The organism is Candidatus Accumulibacter similis, assembly GCA_013347225.1.
In the GTDB taxonomy this organism is placed as follows: Bacteria; Pseudomonadota; Gammaproteobacteria; order Burkholderiales; family Rhodocyclaceae; genus Accumulibacter; species Accumulibacter similis.
In genome coordinates, this window is the sequence record CP054595.1 from 3,322,311 (window position 1) to 3,344,424 (window position 22,114).

General features: G+C 68.1%; 19 protein-coding genes. 4 read left to right on the plus strand and 15 right to left on the minus strand.

Annotation, left to right across the window (positions count from 1 at the left end):
- Window positions 1-161: 161 nt before the first annotated feature.
- Window positions 162-914, plus strand: a complete 753-nt coding sequence (locus tag HT579_14480; GenBank protein QKS30018.1) for an adenosylcobinamide-GDP ribazoletransferase — start codon at window positions 162-164, stop codon at window positions 912-914.
- Window positions 899-1,486, plus strand: a complete 588-nt coding sequence (locus HT579_14485) for an alpha-ribazole phosphatase family protein (protein ID QKS30019.1) — start codon at window positions 899-901, stop codon at window positions 1,484-1,486. Before HT579_14480 ends, HT579_14485 begins: the two co-directional genes overlap by 16 nt.
- Here HT579_14485 and xerD read toward each other — a convergent pair whose 3' ends face one another.
- From xerD to HT579_14505, 4 genes are all read right to left on the minus strand, one after another.
- Window positions 1,487-2,401 carry a site-specific tyrosine recombinase XerD gene (xerD, locus tag HT579_14490; protein QKS30020.1) on the minus strand — a complete coding sequence of 305 codons (915 nt, stop codon included), beginning with the start codon at window positions 2,399-2,401 and terminating at the stop codon, window positions 1,487-1,489. It abuts the gene before it with no gap.
- Complete coding sequence (locus HT579_14495) at window positions 2,388-2,879, minus strand: methylated-DNA--[protein]-cysteine S-methyltransferase (protein QKS30021.1); 492 nt, start codon at window positions 2,877-2,879, stop codon at window positions 2,388-2,390. The genes xerD and HT579_14495 overlap by 14 nt, the downstream gene beginning before the upstream one ends.
- 5 nt (window positions 2,880-2,884) lie before the next feature.
- Complete coding sequence (locus HT579_14500) at window positions 2,885-3,457, minus strand: chalcone isomerase family protein (protein ID QKS30022.1); 573 nt, start codon at window positions 3,455-3,457, stop codon at window positions 2,885-2,887.
- Window positions 3,458-3,584: 127 nt separating this feature from the next.
- Window positions 3,585-4,841 (minus strand): glutamate-5-semialdehyde dehydrogenase, encoded by a 1,257-nt coding sequence (locus HT579_14505; GenBank protein QKS30023.1) that lies wholly within the window; start codon window positions 4,839-4,841, stop codon window positions 3,585-3,587.
- A gap of 157 nt (window positions 4,842-4,998) precedes the next feature.
- Between HT579_14505 and HT579_14510 the strand changes: the two genes are divergently transcribed.
- Window positions 4,999-5,259: a hypothetical protein gene (locus tag HT579_14510; GenBank protein ID QKS30024.1), complete on the plus strand. Its 261-nt coding sequence runs from the start codon at window positions 4,999-5,001 to the stop codon at window positions 5,257-5,259.
- A 49-nt stretch (window positions 5,260-5,308) separates the two neighbouring features.
- Here the strand turns inward: HT579_14510 and HT579_14515 are convergent, their stop codons facing one another.
- From HT579_14515 to HT579_14540, 6 genes are all read right to left on the minus strand, one after another.
- Window positions 5,309-6,313 (minus strand): DNA polymerase III subunit delta, encoded by a 1,005-nt coding sequence (locus HT579_14515; GenBank protein QKS30025.1) that lies wholly within the window; start codon window positions 6,311-6,313, stop codon window positions 5,309-5,311.
- An 11-nt stretch (window positions 6,314-6,324) separates the two neighbouring features.
- On the minus strand, window positions 6,325-6,849 hold the full coding sequence (locus HT579_14520) for a hypothetical protein (GenBank protein QKS30026.1): 525 nt from the start codon (window positions 6,847-6,849) through the stop codon (window positions 6,325-6,327).
- 7 nt (window positions 6,850-6,856) lie between these two features.
- Window positions 6,857-9,472 carry a leucine--tRNA ligase gene (locus HT579_14525; GenBank protein QKS30027.1) on the minus strand — a complete coding sequence of 872 codons (2,616 nt, stop codon included), beginning with the start codon at window positions 9,470-9,472 and terminating at the stop codon, window positions 6,857-6,859.
- A gap of 192 nt (window positions 9,473-9,664) precedes the next feature.
- Window positions 9,665-10,465, minus strand: coding sequence for a hypothetical protein (locus HT579_14530; protein ID QKS30028.1), 801 nt, complete (start codon window positions 10,463-10,465; stop codon window positions 9,665-9,667).
- A 62-nt stretch (window positions 10,466-10,527) separates the two neighbouring features.
- Window positions 10,528-11,400, minus strand: a complete 873-nt coding sequence (locus HT579_14535) for a hypothetical protein (protein ID QKS30029.1) — start codon at window positions 11,398-11,400, stop codon at window positions 10,528-10,530.
- Complete coding sequence (locus HT579_14540; protein ID QKS30030.1) at window positions 11,397-11,981, minus strand: sigma-70 family RNA polymerase sigma factor; 585 nt, start codon at window positions 11,979-11,981, stop codon at window positions 11,397-11,399. Before HT579_14540 ends, HT579_14535 begins: the two co-directional genes overlap by 4 nt.
- Before the next feature lie 110 nt (window positions 11,982-12,091).
- On the opposite strand from HT579_14540, the gene HT579_14545 reads away from it, so the two are divergent.
- Window positions 12,092-13,030, plus strand: a complete 939-nt coding sequence (locus tag HT579_14545; GenBank protein ID QKS30031.1) for a FecR domain-containing protein — start codon at window positions 12,092-12,094, stop codon at window positions 13,028-13,030.
- An 86-nt stretch (window positions 13,031-13,116) separates the two neighbouring features.
- Here the strand turns inward: HT579_14545 and HT579_14550 are convergent, their stop codons facing one another.
- The 5 genes from HT579_14550 to HT579_14570 all read right to left on the minus strand — a co-directional run bounded on the left by HT579_14550 (window position 13,117) and on the right by HT579_14570 (window position 22,013).
- The gene (locus HT579_14550; GenBank protein QKS30032.1) at window positions 13,117-13,464 is read right to left on the minus strand and encodes a hypothetical protein; all 348 of its coding nucleotides are present in this window, start codon (window positions 13,462-13,464) and stop codon (window positions 13,117-13,119) included.
- Window positions 13,465-13,754: 290 nt separating this feature from the next.
- Window positions 13,755-13,913, minus strand: coding sequence for a hypothetical protein (locus tag HT579_14555; protein ID QKS30033.1), 159 nt, complete (start codon window positions 13,911-13,913; stop codon window positions 13,755-13,757).
- Window positions 13,914-13,969: 56 nt separating this feature from the next.
- Window positions 13,970-14,617, minus strand: coding sequence for a TMEM165/GDT1 family protein (locus HT579_14560; GenBank protein ID QKS30034.1), 648 nt, complete (start codon window positions 14,615-14,617; stop codon window positions 13,970-13,972).
- A gap of 691 nt (window positions 14,618-15,308) precedes the next feature.
- The gene (gene aceA, locus HT579_14565; protein ID QKS30035.1) at window positions 15,309-16,607 is read right to left on the minus strand and encodes an isocitrate lyase; all 1,299 of its coding nucleotides are present in this window, start codon (window positions 16,605-16,607) and stop codon (window positions 15,309-15,311) included.
- A 240-nt stretch (window positions 16,608-16,847) separates the two neighbouring features.
- A complete protein-coding gene (locus HT579_14570; GenBank protein QKS30036.1) occupies window positions 16,848-22,013 on the minus strand; it encodes a RecQ family ATP-dependent DNA helicase in 5,166 nt (1,721 codons plus the stop codon).
- Between the last annotated feature and the right edge of the window lie 101 nt (window positions 22,014-22,114).

Below are 22,114 nucleotides of genomic sequence, written 5' to 3' on the forward strand. Positions count from 1 at the left end.
CTTCGGGATCGTCACGACCATGTCCACACGAACAGCCGGCGAACGCGCGGCAGCCTGCCGCCGACGCCTGCCGCCGCCGCGCTGCCGGCAGCAACGGCCAGCACTGCCGCCGGACTTCCGCCGGGCACGGGCAACGAGCGGCCCCGGCCGGCCGCGCAGCCATGCTTAGGCGCGAACTCGAATACTTCTTCGGCGCGCTGCGCTTCTTCACCCGGCTGCCGGTACCGGCATGGGTGGGTCACAGCAGCGTCGCACTCGACCACTCGGCGCGCTACTTCCCGGCAGTCGGCGTGGTGGTCGGCGCGCTGGCGGCGCTGGTGTACCTGCTCGCTGCGTCATTCTGGCCGACGACGCTCGCCGTCCTCGCGGCCATGGCGAGTGCGCTCTACCTGACCGGAGCATTCCACGAGGACGGCTGGAGCGACATGGTGGACGGCTTCGGCGGCGGCTGGGAAAAGGAGCAGATCCTCGGCATCATGAAGGATTCCCGGATCGGCAGCTTCGGTGCCATCGCGCTCGTAATGCTGCTGCTCGCCCGCTTCTGCGCGCTGATCGAACTCGATCCGCCGACGATCCCGCTGGCGCTCGTCGCCGGCCACGCGCTGTCGCGTCTTGCCGCGACGACGCTGCTGCGTGGCCTCGACTACGTGCGTGACGACGGCAAGGCGAAGCCGCTGGCGACGCGCATCGGCCATGGCGAACTCGCCTTCGCCGCTGCCACGGCCGTCCTGCCGCTGCTGCCGTTGCCGCCGCTGCCCGCCCTCTTCGGCTGCCTGCTGGCCGCGCTGGCCACCCTCTGGCTCGCCCGCCTCTACCGGCGACGGATCGGCGGCTACACCGGCGACTGCCTGGGTGCGACGCAGCAGCTGGCGGAAGTCGCCTTCTACTGCGGACTGCTGTGCGACTTTTCCTGATCCGCCATCCGCGGCCGCTGCTTGCCAACGGCATCTGCTACGGCCAGCTCGACGTCGAGGCGGAAGACCCGCAGCCGGTCGCCACGCGCCTGCGCCCGCTGCTGCCGGTCGGCACGCAGGTGATCAGCAGCCCGTTGCAGCGGAGCCGCCGGCTGGCGGCGGCGCTGCACCCGCAGCCGGCCTGCGACGAGCGCCTGCTCGAGATCCACTTCGGCGAATGGGAGGGCCGCCCCTGGGAGCGGATCGAGCGCGGCCTGCTCGACGAGTGGGCCAGCGATGTGCTGCACTTCGTGCCGCCTGGAGGCGAGTCGGTCGCCATGCTGCAGGCGCGCGCGATCGACTGCGTCGGCGATCTGCGCGGCAGCGACTGCGCCCTCGTCACCCACGCCGGCGTGATTCGCGTCCTGCTCGGCCACTGGCTGCAGTTGCCCGTCGACGTGTGGAGCCGCCTGCCCCTCGACTTCGGCAGCATCACGCTGCTCGAAATCACCGCCGGCAACGGCGACGGGCGGCTGCCCACCAGCGCCATCCTGCACTACCTCAACCGGCGTGGCACCGCGGACGCACTCTGATCAGCCGCGCGGGTGATGCTGCGCGTGCAGCAGCTTCAGTCGTTCACGCGCGACATGGGTGTAGATCTGCGTCGTCGAGATGTCGGCGTGGCCGAGCAGCAACTGCACGACCCGCAGGTCGGCGCCGTGGTTGAGGAGATGCGTGGCAAAGGCGTGGCGCAGGACGTGCGGCGACAGCCGCGCGGGATCGATCCCGGCCACCACGGCGTAGCGCTTGATCAGTTGCCAGAAGGCCTGCCGGCTCATCGCCGCCGCGCGGGCGGTGACGAAGACGTCGTCGCTCTGCCTGCCGTCGAGCAGCGCGCGCCGCCCCTCGGCAAGGTAACGCCGCAGCCAGTCAGCGGCTTCCTCTCCCAGCGGCACCAGGCGCTCCTTGCTGCCCTTGCCGAAAACCCGCAGCACGCCCATGTCGAGGCTGATTTCGTGCAGCCGCAGGCCGACGAGCTCGCTGACGCGCAGGCCAGTGGCGTACAGCGTCTCGAGCATCGCGCGATCACGCTGGCCGAGCGCCGTCACGCTGCGCGGCGCCGCGAGCAGGGCTTCCACCTGCGCCTCGGACAACACCTTCGGCAACCGTGAGGGCTTCGCCGGCATGGCGATCCGCAGTGTCGGATCGTCCTGGCGCAAGCCGCGCGCCAGCTGGTAGCGGTAGAAACGGCGCAGGGTGGACAGATACCGCGCCTGCGACGAGGCACGCAGGCTCTGCGAGAGGCTGGCGACGAAGGCCAGCAGCGTTGCCTCGTCGAGGTCGCAGAGGCTGCCACGCTGCTGCTCGGCGAGCCAACAGGCGAGTTGCAGCAGGTCGCTGCGATAGCTCGCCAGCGACGCCCGCGCCAGCCCGTCCTCGAGCCAGAGGGTGTCGCAAAAAGAATCGATCGCGGCGAGGTCGGCCGGAGCGGGCTCAGCGGGCTTCATGCGCCAGCAGCCAGCGCTTGACGTCGAGCAGGTAGCCGTCGCGCTGCCGCACAAAGCCGCCGAGCCCACCGGCGGCAGCGAGGACGCGGTGACAGGGAACGACCACCGGGTAGGGATTGCGACCGCAGGCCTGACCTACGGCGCGCGCCGCGCTGCGGAGTTCGCGGGCGATGTCGCCATAGCTGCGTGTCTGGTGCACCGGAATGGCTGCGATCTGCTGCCAGACGCGGCGCTGGAACGGCGTCCCCGTCGGCTGCAACGGCAGGGCAAAGACGTACTCCGCGTCCGCCAGGTAGGCCGCGAGCTGCCGCGCCGCCTCCGCGGCGAGCGCGTTGGCCGGCGCCTGTGCAGGACCCGGCGGCAGGAAGACGATGCCCTGCAGCGCCGCGTCGTCGCAACGCACGCCAAGCCTGAAACCCTGCGCCGCGATCACCGCCTGCCAAGGCGACGGATCGGCGGCCGGCACGGCGGCGGGCATCGGGCTCAGGATGCCTTGCCGAGCAGCGCCTGCTTGAGGTCCTCCTGCACCGGCTTGCTGCCGAGCCAGATCTTCAGCAGCGCCTTGTAGAAGTCCTCTCCGGCAATGTCCTTGCCCTTGACCTGTCCGTTGACCGTCAGCCTGGTGCCGCTCTCCGGCAGCCAGTCGATGAGGACCGTGGTGCCGGTCTTCGGTTCGCCGGCTGCCACCATGGTGTCTGAGAACTGCTTCAGGCGGTCCTTGAGACCGGCCATCTCGGCTTCCGAATGATTGCTGGTCATGCCTTCCTGCAACGCCTCGACGAACTGCTGCGCCGACAGGTCGCGCAGCAGCGTGATCGCCACCCGCTTGCCGCCCCTGGCGGCGAGGACCGCCTCGGCGTCGCCGCGTTTCTCGGGCAGGTAGAGCGCCATCGCGTAGACCTTGAAAACCGCCTTCTTCCGCAAGCCGGCACCATTGACCACGAGGTCGGCGCTGCCGACGTGCGACTTGTCCTCGAACTTGACGCCGGCAACTTCGACGGCGCCGGCGAGGTTGAACGACAGGGCGGCAACGGCCGCCAGCAGCATTTTCTTCATATCGTCTCCTTGGCCTGTATCAGGCTGATTCGGCGGTTGCTGAAAGAACCGGTGGCGGCGTCCGCCTGCCGCCACCAAGTCGCCGCCGGCACGGACTGTCGGCGGCAGGAAAGGAGGCGGACCAGGTTCAGGCGCGCACCTCGCCCTGGCCCAGGACGATCCATTTCTGGCTCGTCAGCCCCTCGAGACCGACCGGACCGCGGGCGTGGATCTTGTCGGTCGAAATACCGATTTCGGCACCGAGACCGTACTCGAAACCGTCGGCGAAACGCGTCGATGCATTGACCATCACCGAAGCCGAATCGACTTCGCGCAGGAAACGCATCGCCGCGCTGTAATTCTCGGTGACGATGGCGTCGGTATGGTGCGAGCCGTAGTGATTGATGTGCTCGATCGCCTGCTCGATGCCGTCGACCACGCGTACCGAGATGACGGGCGCCAGGAACTCGCTGGCGTAGTCCTCGTCGCTTGCCGCGGTCGCCTCGCTGACCAGTGCCATGGTCTCCGGACAACCGCGAATCTCGACCCCCTTGTGGCTCAGCATGGCGGCGATCGGCGGCAGGAGCCGGCCAGCGACCGCGCGCGCGAGCAGCAGCGACTCGGCGGTGTTGCAGGTGCCGTAGCGTTGCGTCTTGGCGTTCTCGACGATGCGCAGCGCCTGCTCCGGATCGGCAGCGTCATCGACATAGACATGGCAGTTGCCATCGAGATGCTGGATCATCGGCACCCTGGCCTCGGCCAGCAGACGCGCGACCAGTCCCTTGCCGCCGCGCGGAACGATCACGTCGACGAACTCGCGCATGCGGATCAGATGGCCGACGACGGCGCGATCGGTGGTCGCGATGACCTGCACCGCACTGACCGGCAGTCCGGCACTGGCGAGGCCCTCGTGGACCAACGCGGCGATCGCCTGATTGCAGTGGATCGCCTCCGAGCCGCCGCGCAGGATCGAGGCGTTGCCCGACTTGAGGCACAGCGCCGCCGCGTCGGCGGTGACATTCGGTCGCGCCTCGTAGATGATGCCGATGACGCCCAGCGGCACGCGCATGCGACCGACCTGGATGCCGCTCGGCCGGCGGCGCAGCTCGCTGATCTCGCCGACCGGATCGGGCAGCGCCGCCACCTGTTCGACCCCCTCCGCCATCGCCGCGACGCCCTGCGGCGAGAGCGTCAGGCGATCGAGCAGCGCCGCTGCCAGGCCGGCGGCTCGCGCAGCGTCCACGTCGCGTCGATTGGCGGCGACGAGCGCCTCGCTCTCGCGGCGAATGGCGGCAGCGATCGCGCGCAGCGCACTGTTCTTGGCATCGCTGTCGGCCCGGGCGATGATGCGCGAGGCGGCACGCGCCTCGCGCCCCACCTGCTGCACGTAGTTCTCGATATCCATCTGTCCCTCTTTTCTCAGTCAGGATCGATTATAGCCAGCGAGCATCCGCCACCGTCAACGGAACCTCTGCCGAAGAATGCACTCTCAGGTCCATCACTGCCGTCACCGGTCGTCACCGGCCGTCACCTACCGTCATCATCCATTGCACGGACCGCCCATGAAGAAGCTGATCCTGCCCGCCGAGGCAAAAGTATGTGCCACCTGCAGCTACTGGGATGGTGAGCGTCAAGTAGACACCGAACTTCGTCTGGTCGTCGTTGCCGATGATTGCGCCGGGGAGTGCCTGGTGCGGGGCCAGGACAGCCACGGCCTCAGCGACGTCCGGCACCAGAGCAATGAGGATTGTGCCTGGGAACACCTGGCTCCCGATGCACTGGCCGCCAACCCGTCGGCCGGTGACCGGCCGGCAGACGGCTGAGACGCGCGACCCCGCTGACAAGCGGCGGCTGGCGCCCGCCGCCGTTGCGTCAGGTGGCAACGAGCCGCAGCGACAGTTGCCGGAATTCGTCCCACACATCGCCGCGCAGAGCCCCCTTGATCATCCGGTCGATGCGCGCGGCGTGCGCGAGCGCGGCGTTCACCTGCTCCGCCCGCATCCTTTGCACCGCCCGCCGGAACAGCGCCTGACGCGGCCCCCAGACGCGCGCGTCCCGAAGCAGGGAATCGAGTGCGTGACGACGGTCGAGACCGGAGCGCACCTGCGCCAGTGCGCGCACCTCCTCGGTCAGCGCCCAGAGGACCAGCGGCGGCGCCTCGCCCTCCTGCTGCAAGCCGTCGAGGGTGCGCGTCAGGCGCGCCACATCGCCGCTCAACAGCGCCTCGCGCAAGGCGTCGAGGTCGTAGCGAGCGACATCGAGCACCGCGTCGCGAATCTGTTGCAGGCTCAGCGCACCATCCGGGTAGAGTACGGCGAGCTTGAGGATCTCCTGATGCGCTGCCAGCAGGTTGCCCTCGACACGCTCGGCAATGAAGCGCAGTCCGTCGGCGCCTGCACTCTGCTGCTGGCGGGCCAGGCGGCCGGCCAGCCAGCCGGGCAACTCGGCGAGGCCGGGTGAGAGCAGCTTGACGACGACCCCGGCGGCAGCGACGGCCGCCATCCAGGCCGATTTCTCCTCCCGCCATTCGACACCGATCATGCTCACCAGCAGGAGCGAATCCGGCGACGGACGGGCACAATACTCCTGCAGCGCCAAGCCGCCCTCGCGTCCCGGCTTGCCGCCGGGAATGCGCAGATCGAGCAACATCCGGCCGCCGAACAGCGACATGCTGCCGGCGGCATGATGCAGCTCGTGCCAGTTGAAGCCGGCGATGGCGGTAAGCACCTGGCGCTCGTCGAATCCCTGGCGACGGGCGGCAGCCCGGATCGCGTCGGCGGCCTCGATGACCAGCAACGGCTCGTCACCGTAGACGAGATAGACCGGCCGCAACTCGCGGGCAAGGTGGGCTGCCAGTTGTTCGCCCTTGAGCTGCATGCCTGCAGGAACTAGCTTCCGGCGTCCACGAAAACCGGTTTGGCAGCCGCCAGGCGACGCATCAACTGTTGCACGAGATCCAGTTCCATGTCCCGCCAGAGCAGTGTTTCCTCCTGCTGCTTGGCAAGCACCTGCGAGTCGTCGTAGGTCAGGTCGCGCACCAGTTCGACACTGGCCGGCGGCACGACGTCGCGGCCCCTGTTGTCGGTCAGCCGATACGGAAACAGATAGCGCAACCGCAGCTCGCTGACCCTGCCGGTACCCGAAACGGTCAGGATCACCCGGTCGCGATACTCGGCGCCGGGAACGAACAGGACCTGCGCCTCGCTCGCCGTCTCCACCAGGAGGGTCGGGTTCGATGCCTTGATCGATCGCCTGAGCTGGGCGCCGATCACCGAGTAGTCGGCAACCGCAAGGTACAGGCTGTCGAAGGGAAAGGAGTAGGAACCGCGCAGCTGAAAGCCGCAGGCAGCGAGCAGCGCACCAACGGCGAGGAGGACGATGGCGCGCAGGGCGGCGGGCATGGCAGGGTTCATTGCGGTCTCAGACGACGATGTTGACCAGGCGACCGGGAACGATCACCAGCTTCCTCGGCAGCGCGCCGGCCAGATGCTTGCGTGCGACTTCGCAGGCCAGCGCAGTGGCTTCGATCGTCGCCCGGTCGGCAGCAGCGGCAACGCGCAGGCTGCCGCGCAGCTTGCCATTGATCTGCAGCACGAGATCGATTTCGTCCTGTACGAGGGCGCTGGCATCGGCTTGCGGAAACGCCTGCTCGGCCGCCGACTGGCCCGGCCTGAGTGCCGCGTAGAGTGCTTCGCAGATGTGCGGCACGATCGGGTTGAGCATCAGCGTCGCTGCCTCGAGCGTCTCCTGCCGGACGGCGTGCGCCGCCGGCGAATCGTCGCTTAGCCGGCTGCAGGCGTTGAGCAGTTCCATGACTGCGGCGATGGCGGTATTGAACTGCTTGCGCCGGCCATAATCGTCGGCGACCTTGCCGATCGTCTGGTGCAGTTGCCGGCGCAGCGACTTCAGTTCGCCGCTCAGGTCTGCCGTCGCCACAGGCGGCAGCGGACCGGCGGCGATATGCTCCCAGACCATTCGCCAGAGCCGCTTGAGAAAGCGGAAGGCACCCTCGACACCGGCATCCGACCACTCGAGCGACTGATCGGGCGGGCTCGCGAACATGATGAACAGGCGGGCGGTGTCGGCACCAAACTGGTCGATCAGCGCCTGCGGATCGACGCCGTTGTTCTTCGACTTCGACATCTTCTCGATGCAGCCGATGACGACCGGCAAACCGTCGGCACGCAGGCTCGCACCGATCGCCCGCCCGCGCTCGTCATGCACCGCGTCGACCTCGGCCGGGTTGATCCACTGCTTCTTGCCGTGCGCGTCCTCGCGGTAGAAGGTCGGCGCGACGACCATTCCCTGCGTCAGCAGGTTCGCAAACGGCTCGTCCAGCGGCGCATCGCCGAACAGGCCGAGGTCGCGCATCAGCTTCGTCCAGAAGCGCGAGTACAGCAGGTGCAGGATGGCGTGCTCGATGCCGCCGATGTACTGGTCGATGCCGCCGCGGCACCAATAGGCCACGCGCTCGTCGACCATCGCCGTCTCGTTGTCCGGGCAGCAGTAGCGCAGGAAATACCACGACGACTCGACGAAAGTGTCCATCGTGTCGGTTTCCCGCCGTGCCGGCTGGCCGCACTGCGGGCAGGCACAGGCGTGGAACTCCGGCATCCGCGCCAGCGGCGAGCCGGCACCGGTGATCGTCACGTCCTCGGGCAGAACGACCGGCAGCTCGTCATCGGGGACCGGCACGTCGCCGCAGGTGGCACAGTGGACGATCGGGATCGGGCAACCCCAGTAACGCTGCCGCGAGATCCCCCAGTCGCGCAGGCGGAACTGGATCTTCTTCTCGCCAAGCCCTCTGGCAGCCAGATCGGCAGCGATCGCGTCGACGGCGGCAGCGTGGCCCAGGCCATCGTAGCGGCCCGAGTTGACGCAGACCCCTCCCTGCTTGTCGGCATACCACTCCTGCCACGCAGCCGTCGAGAAGCGCTCGCCGGCAACGGCGATCACCTGCCTGATCGGCAGCCCGTACTTGCAGGCAAAGGCGAAATCACGTTCGTCGTGCGCCGGCACCGCCATCACCGCGCCATCGCCATAACCCATCAGCACGTAGTTGCCAACCCACACCTCGACCTGCTCGCCGCTCAGCGGATGCGTGACGAAGATGCCGGTGGCAACACCCTTCTTCTCCATCGTCGCCAGATCGGCCTCGGCGACGCCACCGCGCTTGCACTCGTCGACGAAAGCCGCCACCCGGGGATCGCGCCTGGCAGCATGCGTGGCCAGCGGGTGCTCGGCCGCCACGGCGCAGAAGGTGACTCCCATGATGGTATCGGCGCGCGTCGTGAACACCCAGAGCTGACCCGGCCGGCCGTCGAGTTCGTAGGGGAAGGCGAAACGGACGCCAATACTCTTGCCGATCCAGTTCTTCTGCATCAGGCGGACCTGCTCCGGCCAGCCCGGCAACCGGTCGAGATCGGCCAGCAGTTCCTCGGCGTAAGCGGTGATCTTCATGTAGTACATGGGGATCTCGCGCTTTTCGATCAGTGCTCCCGACCGCCAGCCGCGGCCATCGATCACCTGTTCGTTGGCGAGTACCGTGTGGTCGACCGGATCCCAATTCACGGTCCCCAGTCGCTTGTAGATCAGCCCTTTTTCGTACAGGCGGGTGAACAGCCACTGCTCCCAACGGTAGTACTCCGGCCGGCAAGTGGCCAGTTCGCGCTCCCAGTCGAGGGCGAAACCGAGACGCTGCAGTTGCGCCTTCATGTAGCCGATGTTGGCGTAGGTCCATTCGGCCGGCGGGACGTTGTTCTGGATCGCCGCGTTCTCCGCCGGCATGCCGAAAGCGTCCCAGCCCATCGGCTGCAGGACGTTGTAGCCGAGCATCCGGTGAAAGCGCGCCAGCACATCGCCGATCGTGTAGTTGCGCACGTGCCCCATGTGCAGCTTGCCCGACGGATAGGGAAACATCGACAGGCAGTAGTACTTCGGCCGCCCCGGATCCTCGACGGCGCGCGCCGCACCGCTGCGCTTCCAGAGTTCCTGGGCGGCGACTTCAACTTCCGCGGGCTGATACTTTTCCTGCATGGCCGGCTGATATCCCGAAAGTGGCTGAGGGGCGAATTATACGCGCATAGCCATGCCCTCCCGTCGCCGCGCGACCGATCTGCGCCGTCGCCGGCTGCCTCGGCCGAGCCGCCCGAGGCGCTGCAAGCTCGCGTCGGGCGCGGCCTGGCGCCGCTCCCCCTGGTCGCCTCGCGGCGACGGCGGCAGCAGCCCTCAGCTGCGCGGATCCGGCACAAATCCGCCCGGGAAGGGATTGGGCTGCGACGCCTGCCGCGGCCGCGGGATGATGCCCTGGGCGAGCAGGCGCGAGCGACTGTCGTAGTGGATGCTGACGATCTCCGCCGGCTGCTCGCTGGCACGGTGGAACTCGGTGTACTGCGTCGGTTCGCTGAGGCGCTCGCCGTGGCCCGTGCCGAGGCGGCTGGCCGGCTGCTGCCTGGCGCGAGCCGCCTCGTCGGCGAGCGCTTCGGCGGCGGATGCCGCCTTGGCTGTCGCCGCCGCCGACGCACTCTCGCCAACCGCGCCGGCCTCGTTGTCACGCGACGGTCGTGCTGCTGTCGGTGCTGGCGCGACGCTCTCGCGGAACACGGCGACGGCAATCACGCCGACATTGCGTGGTCGCTCGGTTCGACCGGCGTAACTGTCGGCGACGCTGGTGAAATAGAATGCGGCGACCTCGTCCATGCTCTTGCGCCAGCCTGAAACCTCGGTCGACTGCCCCGCCGAGAGAACGTAGCCCGACTGCGATGTGGCGGCCGTCTGACCACTGATGGCGTTGATGCCGTCAACCGAGAGCACCGTCAGCACCCGCCCGGCCGTCCTGTTGTGCAGGTGTACAGCATAGCGACTGCCGGGTGTGCCAGCGACGTAGAGGCGGCCCTGGTGGCGATGCACCTCGAGCCGCTCGCCCGTCTGGCGATCGACGACGCTGATGTCGACCAGTGCGCCGGCGTCGGCGATACTCATGCAGGCTGCCAGCGGCAGGGCGGCGAGCAGGGTGGCGAATCGGTTCATGACGGTCTCCTGAATGGACTTGGTGACCGTGTAAACGCCGCCGACCGGCGAACGGGGTCAAGTCACTGGCGAAATTCTTCCGGCAGCGGGTACCCTGGGTGGGCACGACGAAACTCGGCAAGCTGCTGCGCGGCTTCGACGCTGCGACCCTCGCGGCGCAATCTGCGGATCTCTTCGAGCCAGTCTTCGGCGCTGCGTCCATCGTCGGTGCGCGACTTGGCCACTGCCCTCCCCTGCTTGCGCGCGGCCGCTGCCTGCCCGAGGGCAGCCGCCTCTTGCTCGGCCCCCGCCACCACAGGCGCGGGAGTGGCGGCTGCGGGTACGGCGCCGCTCTCTTTCGCCACTGGCCGCGCCGATCCCACAGCCGCCACTCCCGGCCGGTCCACGGACGGACCGTCGCTGTGACGCGGCGAGTCAGCGGCCGCCGGGCGCGTGCCGCTCTCTCCCGTCGTTGGCGTCGCGTTCGGCCCACCCGAGCGTTCCTCGCTGGCCTTCTGCCGCGGCGCCGCTCGCTGAGCCGCGGCGCCGGCACCAGCCGTAGCGTCGCCGGCGACGGCAGCCGGTGCCGCCACTTCTGGCGCTGCCGCCGGTGCCGACGCCGGCGCAGCGAGATCTCGTGCAACCCCAGCCGGCGGCACGCCCGGCGCAGCCGACCGCGGCGACTCCACCTCGGTCTCCCGGCGGGCGTCGGCAGGCTGCCGCTCGTGCAGGAGCGACAGCGTCAGGGTCAGTACCAGCGTCGTCGCCAGCGCCAGCGTCGTGCGCCAGCGCTGCCACCAGGTGCGCCGCGCAACAGTCGCTGGTGCGCGCACTGCGGCGCGCGCCGCCGCGATGATCCGCTCATCGCCTGCGGCCGATGGCTCATCGCGGGCATGCTCCCGATAGAGTGCCGATACTGGCGGGTCGCCCCGGAAATCCGGCTGCAGTTCGCTCATAGCAGATCCCGCAAGTTCGTCCTGAGTTTGCCCAGCGCGTAGCGCAGGCGACTCTTGGTCGTTTCACGACCGCAGCCGGTGGCAACGGCAATCTCGTCCAGCGTCAGGCCGCCCTCCTCGGCGAGCAGAAAGGCTTCACGCTGCAGCGGCGGCAACTCGTCCAGAGCCAGACTGATCCTGCGTGCCGTGTCGTGCCGCTCGTGCAGGACGTGCGGCATTTCCTCACTCGCTGCCGGCAAGCGTTCGATCAACTCGTCGCCCTCCTCGGCATCATCGGCGCCGGACTCGTAGTGCACCAGCAGATGCCGGGCATGCTCGCGATAGTGATCGATCAGGCGGTGGCGGGCGATGCGGAAGAGCCAGGTCGGAAAGCGCGCCAGCGGCTCGTACTGGCTGCGCGCATTGATCACCTTCAACCAGACATCCTGGTGCAACTCATCGGCCAGCGTCGGGTCACCGCATTGCCGCGCCAGATAGCGGTAAAGCGGGCCGCGGTGGCGACGATAGAGCAGTGTGAAGGCATCGGCATCACCTGCGCGGTAGGCCAGCATCAGTCGCTCGTCACTCCAGTCCGTCTGCATGGCGGCAGTCTAGCCGCTGCGCCGACAAACGCAAGCAGGCACGGCGGGCGCCAGCGTGGTCGTTGCGGGCGGTGCTAGAATCCGGGCTTCATCGTCGCCAGGAACAGGTCATGAATCGGAATCGCCTACACGCTCTTGTGGCTTTCTGCCTGATCGCGGCGCCGGTCGCCGCGTCGGCAGCTCCGGTGGCCGACGCGGTCGTCGCCGGTGTCCTCATGCCGGCCTGGCTCGAGCGCCATGGTGCTCGGCTGGAGCTGACACCGGGAGTGGCGCTGCAGAATCGCGACCGCCTGCGCACCGGCGGCAACGCGCGCGTCGAGGTACGCCTGCGCGACGGCAGCGTGCTGCGCCTTGCCGGTGACACGCAGTGCGAACTGAACGCGCTCGGCGTGCGTGAGCCGGAGGTCTTCACCGCGGCGATCGATGTGGCGCAGGGCACAGTGCGATTGACCACCGGCGAACTGGCGCGCAGCCTGCGACAAAGAGCCATCAATCTGCGGGTCGGCACGCTCACTGCCAGCGTCCGTGGCACCGACCTGTGGGGCACCGCCGACGGCGCCGGCGACCGCATCTGCCTGCTCGAGGGGGTCGTCACGCTGCTGCAGCCGGACAGCGAAGCACGGCAGGTCGGCGAGGCGGGCAGTTGCTATCTGGCAGCCAAGGATGGCGGCCCGGCCGCGTTGCAGGCTGTCACTCCGGGACAGCTGGCGTGGTGGGCAGCGCAGACGGGAATGCCGCCAGGGGCAGCGCCGGCAAGCGAGACAACGACGGCAGCGCCGAGGCCGGCACGCGTCGCGCGCTCCGCCCGTGCTGGCAGCTGGTCGGTCGAAGTGGCTGCCGTCGATGGCGAAGCGGCCGCGCTGTCGGTCTACGACCGCGCGCGCGCTGCGGGCTACGGCGCACGCATCCGACCAGTGCCCGCGGCCGGCGGTGGCTACCGCTACGCGCTTCGCCTCGGGCCATTGCCCTCCGAATCCGAGGCGGCTGCGCTGGCCACGGAGATCGGCAACGCGCTGCCGCTCGCGCCGGTGAGCCTCGTCCGCAACTGACGCCGTCTCGCCACGGCTGGCTGCCGAGGCTGCGGCAGACGGTGGCGGGTCACACGTGGTGGTGGATGCATGGACGACAAGAAGGACTAGCAGGCGTGCCGCTGTGGGCCGAAGAAGTTCAGCCAGTTCGACTGCCACAGGCGGACGAGGCTATGCGCCGTGATCAGGTTGAGTTTCGAGATCCGGTTCTGGTGGCGCAACAGCCACGAGACGCAGGTTCTTGAAGCGACTGCGTCACGGGCTACCGAATGGTCGCCCTCGGCCTCCGCATAGTCGATGAAACGTTCCACCGCGAGGCGGCAATAGTCGGAACTCGTGCAGCACCCGGCGATCACTTCGGCTTCGCCAGCTGCACGCCGCCACAGCTTGAGCGCCAGCTCTTCACTGATGCCGGTGCGGTGCGCGATCCACGGCAGGATTTTCGGTGCTTTCATCAAGGTACTCCTGAGATTCGGGTTCTGCCGGACCGCTGGGACGGACCATCCGTCCCGAAGCAGGTCTCTGTTGCAATGCAGCATAATTATAGCGAATGTACGTTCGAGAAGTGAGCAATTCATTCTAAACTGCTGACCCCGTCCCCGATTCAAGCCATTGGAAGCATCTCCACACAGTTGCAGGCCTCTCCGTGCCCGCACCGGAGCACCGCAACGATGATCCAGCCGGCTGATCCAGGAGGCTGCGCGGCCCCTTGCGCGACACCATGACCTCCCGATCTGTCTGCAGCTTAGCGCGCCATCACCCCGGCGACCGTGACGTAATCCACCCCACGGCCGAGGTTTTCCGCAGTCTCCTGGCCAGGGCTGGCGGGCACGCGCGAGTGGCGCTGCAGGACGCGCTGCAACCGCGACAGCCAGCCGATCCGCGGCGCCGCGGCGGGGTGCACCGGACTGCAACCCGCAGCGGCGCCGCGCGCCGCGCTGCCGAGCGGCAACCCGACGACTAACCGGCCGTGAAGGCCGAATACGCCTGATAGGCGGCGAATACCGCCAGAGCGATGAAGAAGGTACCGCTGATGCGGTGCAGCACCTGCAGCGGGATTTTCTGCAGGATCGTTCGGCCGGCAAGGATTCCGAGCGCCGAAGTCGCTGCCAGCGCGAGCGTCGCACCCAGCCAGACGCCAGCCGGGACGTGCGTGCTGCTCATGGCGACAACTGCGAGCTGTGTCTTGTCACCGAACTCCGCCACAGTGAGCAGCAGGAAGGTGGTGAAGAAGATACCGTGACCACTTTTCTCCTCGACTTCCTCGTCGTCGTCGTCGGCCTTGGCGCGCAGGGCGTGCAGCCCGAAGGTGAAGAACAGCAGGGCGACAACCGCACTGACCACCCATTCCGGCAACCAACTGGCGATGGCGACGCCGAAGACGACAGCGAGCGTGTTGAGCAGGGCGAACGCTGCCACGGCGCCGAGCATGACCGGCAACGGTCGATGCCGCGAGGCCAGGGTCATGCAGACCAGTTGGCTCTTGTCGCCGATCTCGGCGGCAGCGATGAGCGCGAAACTGGTTGCCGCCGCCGCCGAGAACTCGACGGCACTGCCGGTACCGAAGAGAGAAGAAAGCTGAGGCAGCAGGCCCGGTGCGTTTTCCAATCGTGTCTCCCCGCGAATGATCAGTGAAGGTGATTGTCCGCCGGCGATCAGCGATCCGACAGCGAAGCCGGCGGATCGTAGCGCCGGCTGCGCCGCCTGCTCAAGTCCATGGACTGCAAAAGACCGACAATTGCCGCAATTCCGTCTCTCCAGCACCACAACGCAAGACTGCTGCGGCGCAACATACCATGCCGGGGGTCGATCTTGCGCCACTGTTCCAGCACGGCCCGCGTTGGTTACGCGCGGAGCGCCAGGCACGCTCCTCCGTCAGTCCCGCCTTCATCAAGTCTTTGGCTCGAGTACAAGGACGTTGCCACTGTCGCCACAGAATGCAGCGCAGCTTGTGCCTGATCGAGCCATCCAACTCTTGCAGCGCCCGCATGGTCTCGGTCAGCCTGAACCTTGGGCGTCGGGATGCCGGGTGTGCGCACCCGGCCTTGCGGCTTCGGTACGTCCACCCGACGTACCGGTCGGGGGATGTACTCCCCGGCCAGTGGCTCGGCCTTGCTGGTCGGCCAGTGCTGCCCGCGGTGCGCTTTGAACTCGGCGATGCCGATGCCATCGACGCCGGCCGCGCCTTCGTCCTTGGGCACTTTCCACCTCCAGGCAAGTGCGCGCTGCCGGGCACACCAAGAAAAAGCCGCGCCCGGGGCGCGGCTTCGATCATCGCTTTCGCCCGCAGTGCAGCGACTCAGTGGAACTGCTCCTCCTCGGTCGAACCGGTGAGCGCAGTGACCGACGAACTGCCACCCTGGATGACCGTCGTCACCTCGTCGAAGTACCCGGTGCCGACTTCCTGCTGGTGCGAGACAAAGGTGTAGCCGCGGTCACGCGCAGCGAATTCGGGCTCCTGCACCTTCTCGACGTAGGCCGTCATGCCGCGTGCGACATAGTCCTGTGCCAAGTCGAACATGTGGTACCACATGTTGTGGATGCCGGCGAGCGTGATGAACTGGTACTTGTAACCCATGGCACCGAGTTCCCGCTGGAACTTGGCGATCGTCGCATCGTCGAGGTTCTTCTTCCAGTTGAACGACGGCGAGCAATTGTAGGCGAGCATCTTGCCCGGGTGCTTGTCGCGCACCGCCTCGGCGAACTGGCGGGCGAAGTCGAGATCCGGCGTGCCCGTCTCGCACCACACGAGGTCGGCATAGTCGGCATAGGCGACGGCACGCGAGATCGCCTGCTGCAGACCCTTCCTGGTCTTGTAGAAGCCTTCCGAGGTGCGCTCGCCGGTGACGAAGGGCCTGTCGTTGTCGTCGCAGTCGGAAGTCAGCAGGTCGGCTGCTTCGGCGTCGGTGCGCGCGATCACCAGCGTCGGCACACCGCAGACGTCGGCGGCGAAACGGGCGGCAATCAGCTTCTGAACGGCTTCCTGCGTCGGCACCAGCACCTTGCCACCCATGTGACCGCATTTCTTGACCGACGCGAGTTGGTCTTCCCAGTGGACGCCCGCGGCGCCGGCACGGATCATCGCCTTCATCAGTTCGAAGGCGTTCAGCACGCCACCGAAACCGGCCTCGGCGTCAGCGACGATCGGTGCGAAGTAATCGATGTAGCCCTTGTCGCCCGGGTTCACGTCCTTCGAGAACTGGATCTCGTCAGCGCGGCGGAAGGAGTTGTTGATGCGCTCGACGACCTTCGGTACCGAATCGACCGGATACAGCGACTGGTCGGGGTACATCGCCGCGTAGGAGTTGTTGTCGGCGGCGACCTGCCAGCCGGAGAGGTAGATCGCCTTGACGCCAGCCTTGACCTGCTGCATCGCCTGACCACCGGTCAGCGCGCCGAGGCAGTTGACGTAGGGTTCGTTGTTGACCAGGTTCCAGAGCTTCTCGGCGCCGCGCCGGGCGACCGTGTACTCGATCGGGAACGAGCCGCGCAGGCGGACGACGTCGGCCGCCGAATAGCCACGCTTGATTCCCTTCCAGCGTGGATTCTCGGCCCAGTCTTTCTCAAGTTCGGCGATCTGTTGCTCTCTAGTGCTCATGATTGACCTCACGAAAAATTTGCAAATGCAGAGGGGGCTATGGCGACGCCCACGGTTCGGCTGAGGAACTGCTGCACGCCAATCCGGGGCGACCAATGGGGAGAAGTATAGTGATCTTTTGCCACGCCGGCAACAGTCTTATATAAGACATAAGATATATTTTTTGCCGAGGCGAAACAGCCGCTTAGCCTGCGCCTTCCGCAATGCGAAAGGCGATTCTCGTCGGTGAAATGGACCAGACTATGCGCCGCCGTGCGCCGGGGCGAACACCAGCTCCGGCAGGACGATCTCCCAGCGTTCGCAGCGGATTCGGTGCGCGTGCTCGGTCGAGTGGTCATCTCTTCGCCAGCGAACCACGATCGCCGCAACGCGTGCGGCGACGCAGTTCATCGCGGCCGGCGGCGCGTAGCTGGCGGCGAGACGGCCCACCAGCCGGTCCTTCATGTCCAGCAGCAGCCAGCGCCGACCCTCGTGGCGCAAGTGCAGCGGGTCTCCCGGTTGCAGCGCGGCGATGGCTCGCTGCACCGGATGGCCCGCTGCCCGGCGCCCGGCGAAGCCGATGTCCACCTCGCCGGGGTGGAGCTGCCGGTACTGCCACGACAGCTCGGCCGGCGGCGCCGGCAGCGCCACCGGCGGTCGGCGCAGCAGGGCGGCAGACAGGGGCAGCGCGTCGAGCAGTGGCACACACCGGGCGAACTGCGCCAGCAGCAGCGTCTGCCGGGCGCGGGTCATCGCCACGTAGTACAGGCGCCGTTCGGCGTCGGCGTCCACCGGAGCCTCGTGCCGGCTGCCTGGTCCCCAGCCGCCATCGAGGACCGCGACATGATCGAACTCGAGTCCCTTCGCCCGGTGCGCCGTGAGCAACAACAACCCGCTCTGCCGACGCCGGGCTTCACGGCCCCAGTCGACCAGCCATTCGATGAAATGCTGCCGCGACAGTTCGGCATCACCGGTTTCGTCGCGGTATTCGGCAACCGCTTCAGCGAGCATCTCCCAGGTCGATGTCGACGCCTGCCCGGCAACCCAACCAGCGATCGTTCGCCCAGTGACCAGCGAACCGGCGTCGTGCAGCCAGTCGAGCAATTGTTGCGTTTCCCGTCGCCGCCAGAAGTGCAGGCCCTCCTCACGCGCGACCTGGACCGGCAGGCCCTGCCGCTCGCAGTGGCTGCGCACCGGTTCCAGCCATTGCCACTCGCGCGCGATCACGGCGCAGCGTGTCCAGTCCCATGCGGCCGTCAGACCAGCCAGGCGCTGCAGTTCGCCGATCACCGCCAGTGCCTGCGTTCGCGCGTCCTGCCCCGCCGGCAGGATCTGCACGCGACCCTGCGCCACGGCGTCGATCCGCGCCCACTCGCCGCCCGGCGGCTGCTGCCGGCGCGCAGCGTCGATGCGGATCGGCTGGGCAGCCTTCATGCGCTGCGCCGCTGGCGCGATCACCTGGTTGGCGATTTCGATCAGGTGTGCCGTCGAGCGGTAGTTGTCCACCAGATGCAGCGTCCGGGCGCCGTAGTCGGCCGCGAAGCGGCGGATGAACTCGACCGATGCACCACTGAAGGCGTAGATGTTCTGATCGTCGTCGCCGACGGCGAAGAGGTTCAGCCGTGCATCCGCGGCGGCCAGGTTGCGCCCCGCCAGCGCGGCGATCAGCTCATACTGCTGCGGACCGATGTCCTGGTACTCGTCCACCAGGATCCAGCGCAGACCGCGCAGCAGTCGCTCTCGCTGCTCGTCGGCGTCCTCGGGCGGCCCTTCGTCGCCGCGCAGCAGGGCGACGGCGCGTCGCCGGATGGTCTGCAACGCGACCTCCAGACCGCCGTCGGCCAGCTGCCGTTCGCGCCCGGCGAAGCTGGCGCCGACCAGCCGCATCGCCAGGGCATCGCAGGTCAGGACGCTGACCGCCCGCCCGTCGTCACCGACCAGTGCCGCCAGCCGCTGGCGAATCTGCACCGCGGCGTGGCGATTGTAGGCCAGAGCCAGAACGCCGCGCGGATTCTCGCGGCGCACCCGCAGCAAATAGGCGATGCGATGGACGACGACGCGCGTCTTGCCCGAACCCGGTCCGGCAAGAACGAGCACATTACCGCTCTCGCGGTCGTCGGCGACGATCGCCTGCTGCTCCGGATTCGCCAGGACCTCGACGATCTGTCGCCACGACTGCGGCGTCGTCTGCCGCGCCACCTCCTGCTGCCGTGCGGGCAGCCAGCGCTGCATGAACTCGGCCCGCGACAGCCGGAAGTAGTCCAGCGTCAGCTGCAGCGCATCGGCCATCGCCCGCAGTCCGCGCTGCACGTACTCCGCCATGACGTGGATCTGCAGCACCTGTTCTGCGTAGTGCAGCTGCAGCGGCGCGAAATCCGGCTGCCGGAACTGGCGCTTCCAGTCCGCATCGAGGCGGATGGTCATCGCCGGCCGGAAGACCGCCAGCCCCTTGTTGAGACGGATCACCTCCTGCTCGTGCAGCCAGAGCAGAGCCCGGTCGAGCAGGCGGGCACACTCCCTGACCTCCGCCCTGAGCAGCAGGTCGCCCTCGATGGCTGCGAGCAGCCTGCCGAGCGTCGTCTCGGCGAGCAGGTCGGCGCCACGCGAGCCTGGCGGCAGACAGGCCAGCAGATGGTCGAGCAGGTGGGTGGCAGCGGCGCGGCGAAGCTCGGCCGTTCGCGCCAGCGCCGACCAGTCGCGCTGCAGGACGATCGTCACCGTTTCGGCATCGATTCGCCGCATCGCGAGGCTGCCGACACCGCCCTCGTCGCCGCGACCGTCTGCGGCGAGGCTCCCCAGCAGTTGCCGCAGCCTCGCCGGCAGCGCCTGCCGATAGCCATCATCCTGCAGGCGCTGGCTCAGGCGTCGCAGGTGGAGCAGCGACGATTCGCCGCGCGCGAGATCGGGTGCCTGCTCGCGCAACAGGTCGATCAGCGCCTTCTCGAGTTGTGCGGCGCTGGCCAGTCGTTGCGCAGACGGGTTGTCGACGCCGACCTGCAGGTAGGCGGTCAGGACAGTGTCGTTGCTCGCGATCCCCAGCCGCTCGAGATCGTACAGGGCAGCCCGCAGCCGTTCCGGGGCGAGGCCGCTGACGGCCATCAGTTCGTCGGTCGACAATCCCTCGTCCGGCGGCGCGCCGATCAGCGCCTCGACCAGTGCCAGCAACTGCCGCTGATATTCGGCCTGCAGCCTGACGCGCGCCAGCCGCTGCCGCGCCTGGTCGAGCGAGGCAACGCGCAGCGACGACGGGAAGACCTGCACCCGGTTCTCCTCGCGCGTCAGCAGCTGCGCTTCCTCGAGCCAGCAGACCGCCGTGCGGACGCGCGTGTCGTCGGTCGTGGCGTCACGCTCGAACTCGCCCTCGTCTTCCTCGGCCAGGATCTCGCCGGCGGTGGCAATGACTTCCCCACCCCGACGCTGGCGACGATCGAGCTGCCGCAGGGCGCGCAGGATCGCCTGGATTTCCCGGCGGCTCAGCCGCGAGCGCGCCGACATGCCGAACTGCCGCTCGACGTCATCGGTCGTGTACAGGAGGACGCAGCGCGCCGCCTGCTGATCGCGGCCGGCGCGGCCCGCCTCCTGCAGGTAGTTCTCGAGCGATCCCGGAATGTCGGCGTGCACCACCAGGCGCACGTCCGGCTTGTCGATGCCCATGCCGAAGGCGTTGGTCGCGGCGATCACCCGCAGATTGCCGCGGATGAACGCCTCCTGGACGTTCTTCCTGCTTTCGGGCGGCAGCCGGGCATGGAAATGGGTCGCCGCCATCCCCTTCTGTCGCAGGAAGGCAGCCACTTCCTCGCTGTTGCCACGCGTCGCGCAATAGACGATGGCGCCACCCGATCCGTCGGCGGGCAACTCGGCGGCCAGCAGCTCATGGATGTGTGCCAGCTTCGCGGCCGGCGTCGTCGGCAGCACCGCGAAGTCGAGGTTGTGGCGACTCGCGCCGCCGTCGAACAGACGCAGATCGATGCCGACCCGGTCGGTGAAGTGGGCAACGATGTCGGCAACCACATCGGGCTTGGCGGTTGCCGTCAGGCACATCACCGGCGGCACCGGAGCGTCGCCGGCCTGCTCGCGGATGAAGCGCGCGACGTAGCGGTAGTCGGGCCGGAAGTCGTGGCCCCACTTCGACAGGCAGTGCGCCTCGTCGAGAATCCAGGCGCCGATCTCCCGTTGCGCCAACACCTTGCGCAGCATCGGGCTGCGCAGCTGTTCGGGCGAGACGATGACGATGCCGACATCGCCGAGGCGCACGCGATCGAGCGCGTCGGCCCGCTCGGGCATCGACAGCAGGCCGTTGATGGCGACACAGGCATCGATGCCACGGCTGCGCAAGCCGGCCACCTGGTCGGCCATCAGCGCCACCAGCGGCGAGATCACGACGCTCAGTGCACCGATCCGGGTAAAGCGCGACAGCGCCGGAATCTGGTAGCACAGGGACTTGCCGGTACCGGTCGGCAGGATCGCCAACAGGTGCTCGCCACGCAGCGCCGCCTCGACGATGCGCTGCTGCAACGAATCCCCGTCGGCCGCAGCCGGTTCCGCCCGGAAATCGGCAAAGCCAAACCAGCGCCGAAGTTCCCGCCGTGCGTCGTGGTGTTCGCGGCACCAGCAGCAGTCGGCCCGGGCACAGGCGACATCGCGCAGATGCCCGATGAGCTTGCCGGCAGCGGGGAACTGGTGGCGCACCCAAGGCGGCAAGACTGAATTGCCGCCGGCGACCGACAGCCAGGCGAGCGCGTAGGCCAGCGACCAGCCACTCGCCGCGGCCGCGTCCACGACTTCCAGGGCATGCTGCGCACAGCCCCGGCCGGCGAGCAGGCGGGCGATCGCCTGTCGCGCCTCGGCGTCGTCCGGGCGCGGTCGCCGGCGCAGCGTTGCCAACAGGCTGTGGACAGCCTCCGACGATTGCCCCGAGGTCGTCAGCCAGTGCCAAGCGAGCATCAGGTCGGGTTCCTCGCGCTGCCGCTGCTGCAGCGCGAGCATCTGATCGCGGAACAGATCGAGGGTCAGCTGTGCATCGAGCAGCGGGTCGTTCAGTTGTGCACGCCTGAGCCCGCCGTCCTGGTAGTGCTTGACGAGGTGGTGATACGGGTGGCGCGGAAAGGCCAACGGATTCAGCCACAGCGTATCGACGACCGGCAGTTCGAGGAGTCGCAGTCGCGGCGCGACCGCGGCGAGATGCGGGCGGTCGAAGGCGAGCAGATTGTGGCCGAGGACGAAGCTGCAACCGCTGGCCAGTGCATCGAGACGGGCGAGCGCCGCCGCCAGATCGCCGACGCGGCAGTGCAACCGCTCGCCGCTGTCGCCGCGCACTGCAGCCAGTTGCCGGATGCGCCCACTGCGCAGCCCGACCTCCAGATCGATCGACAGGCAGCGTGGCCGGAACGGCCGTTCGCTGCTGCCCCGTGGAGAAGCATCGCTCATGGACGCGATGATAACCGCCGGCAGCGGTGCCGACTCGTCGATCCGCTGCGCCGATCACTGCCCACTCCGGCCGCCCCTTTGTCGGAGGCCGCGTGGCGACG

What these genes read in the sequence shown, in the direction of transcription:
- aceA (QKS30035.1), bottom strand. Translation starts at nt 16,607, where the DNA reads ATGAGCACTAGAGAGCAACAGATCGCCGAACTTGAGAAAGACTGGGCC.
- HT579_14545 (QKS30031.1), top strand. Translation starts at nt 12,092, where the DNA reads ATGAATCGGAATCGCCTACACGCTCTTGTGGCTTTCTGCCTGATCGCG.
- HT579_14525 (QKS30027.1), bottom strand. Translation starts at nt 9,472, where the DNA reads ATGCAGGAAAAGTATCAGCCCGCGGAAGTTGAAGTCGCCGCCCAGGAA.
- HT579_14550 (QKS30032.1), bottom strand. Translation starts at nt 13,464, where the DNA reads ATGAAAGCACCGAAAATCCTGCCGTGGATCGCGCACCGCACCGGCATC.
- HT579_14535 (QKS30029.1), bottom strand. Translation starts at nt 11,400, where the DNA reads ATGAGCGAACTGCAGCCGGATTTCCGGGGCGACCCGCCAGTATCGGCA.
- HT579_14500 (QKS30022.1), bottom strand. Translation starts at nt 3,457, where the DNA reads ATGAAGAAAATGCTGCTGGCGGCCGTTGCCGCCCTGTCGTTCAACCTC.
- HT579_14530 (QKS30028.1), bottom strand. Translation starts at nt 10,465, where the DNA reads ATGAACCGATTCGCCACCCTGCTCGCCGCCCTGCCGCTGGCAGCCTGC.
- HT579_14480 (QKS30018.1), top strand. Translation starts at nt 162, where the DNA reads ATGCTTAGGCGCGAACTCGAATACTTCTTCGGCGCGCTGCGCTTCTTC.
- HT579_14570 (QKS30036.1), bottom strand. Translation starts at nt 22,013, where the DNA reads ATGAGCGATGCTTCTCCACGGGGCAGCAGCGAACGGCCGTTCCGGCCA.
- HT579_14495 (QKS30021.1), bottom strand. Translation starts at nt 2,879, where the DNA reads ATGCCCGCCGCCGTGCCGGCCGCCGATCCGTCGCCTTGGCAGGCGGTG.
- HT579_14505 (QKS30023.1), bottom strand. Translation starts at nt 4,841, where the DNA reads ATGGATATCGAGAACTACGTGCAGCAGGTGGGGCGCGAGGCGCGTGCC.
- HT579_14540 (QKS30030.1), bottom strand. Translation starts at nt 11,981, where the DNA reads ATGCAGACGGACTGGAGTGACGAGCGACTGATGCTGGCCTACCGCGCA.
- xerD (QKS30020.1), bottom strand. Translation starts at nt 2,401, where the DNA reads ATGAAGCCCGCTGAGCCCGCTCCGGCCGACCTCGCCGCGATCGATTCT.
- HT579_14515 (QKS30025.1), bottom strand. Translation starts at nt 6,313, where the DNA reads ATGCAGCTCAAGGGCGAACAACTGGCAGCCCACCTTGCCCGCGAGTTG.
- HT579_14510 (QKS30024.1), top strand. Translation starts at nt 4,999, where the DNA reads ATGAAGAAGCTGATCCTGCCCGCCGAGGCAAAAGTATGTGCCACCTGC.
- HT579_14520 (QKS30026.1), bottom strand. Translation starts at nt 6,849, where the DNA reads ATGAACCCTGCCATGCCCGCCGCCCTGCGCGCCATCGTCCTCCTCGCC.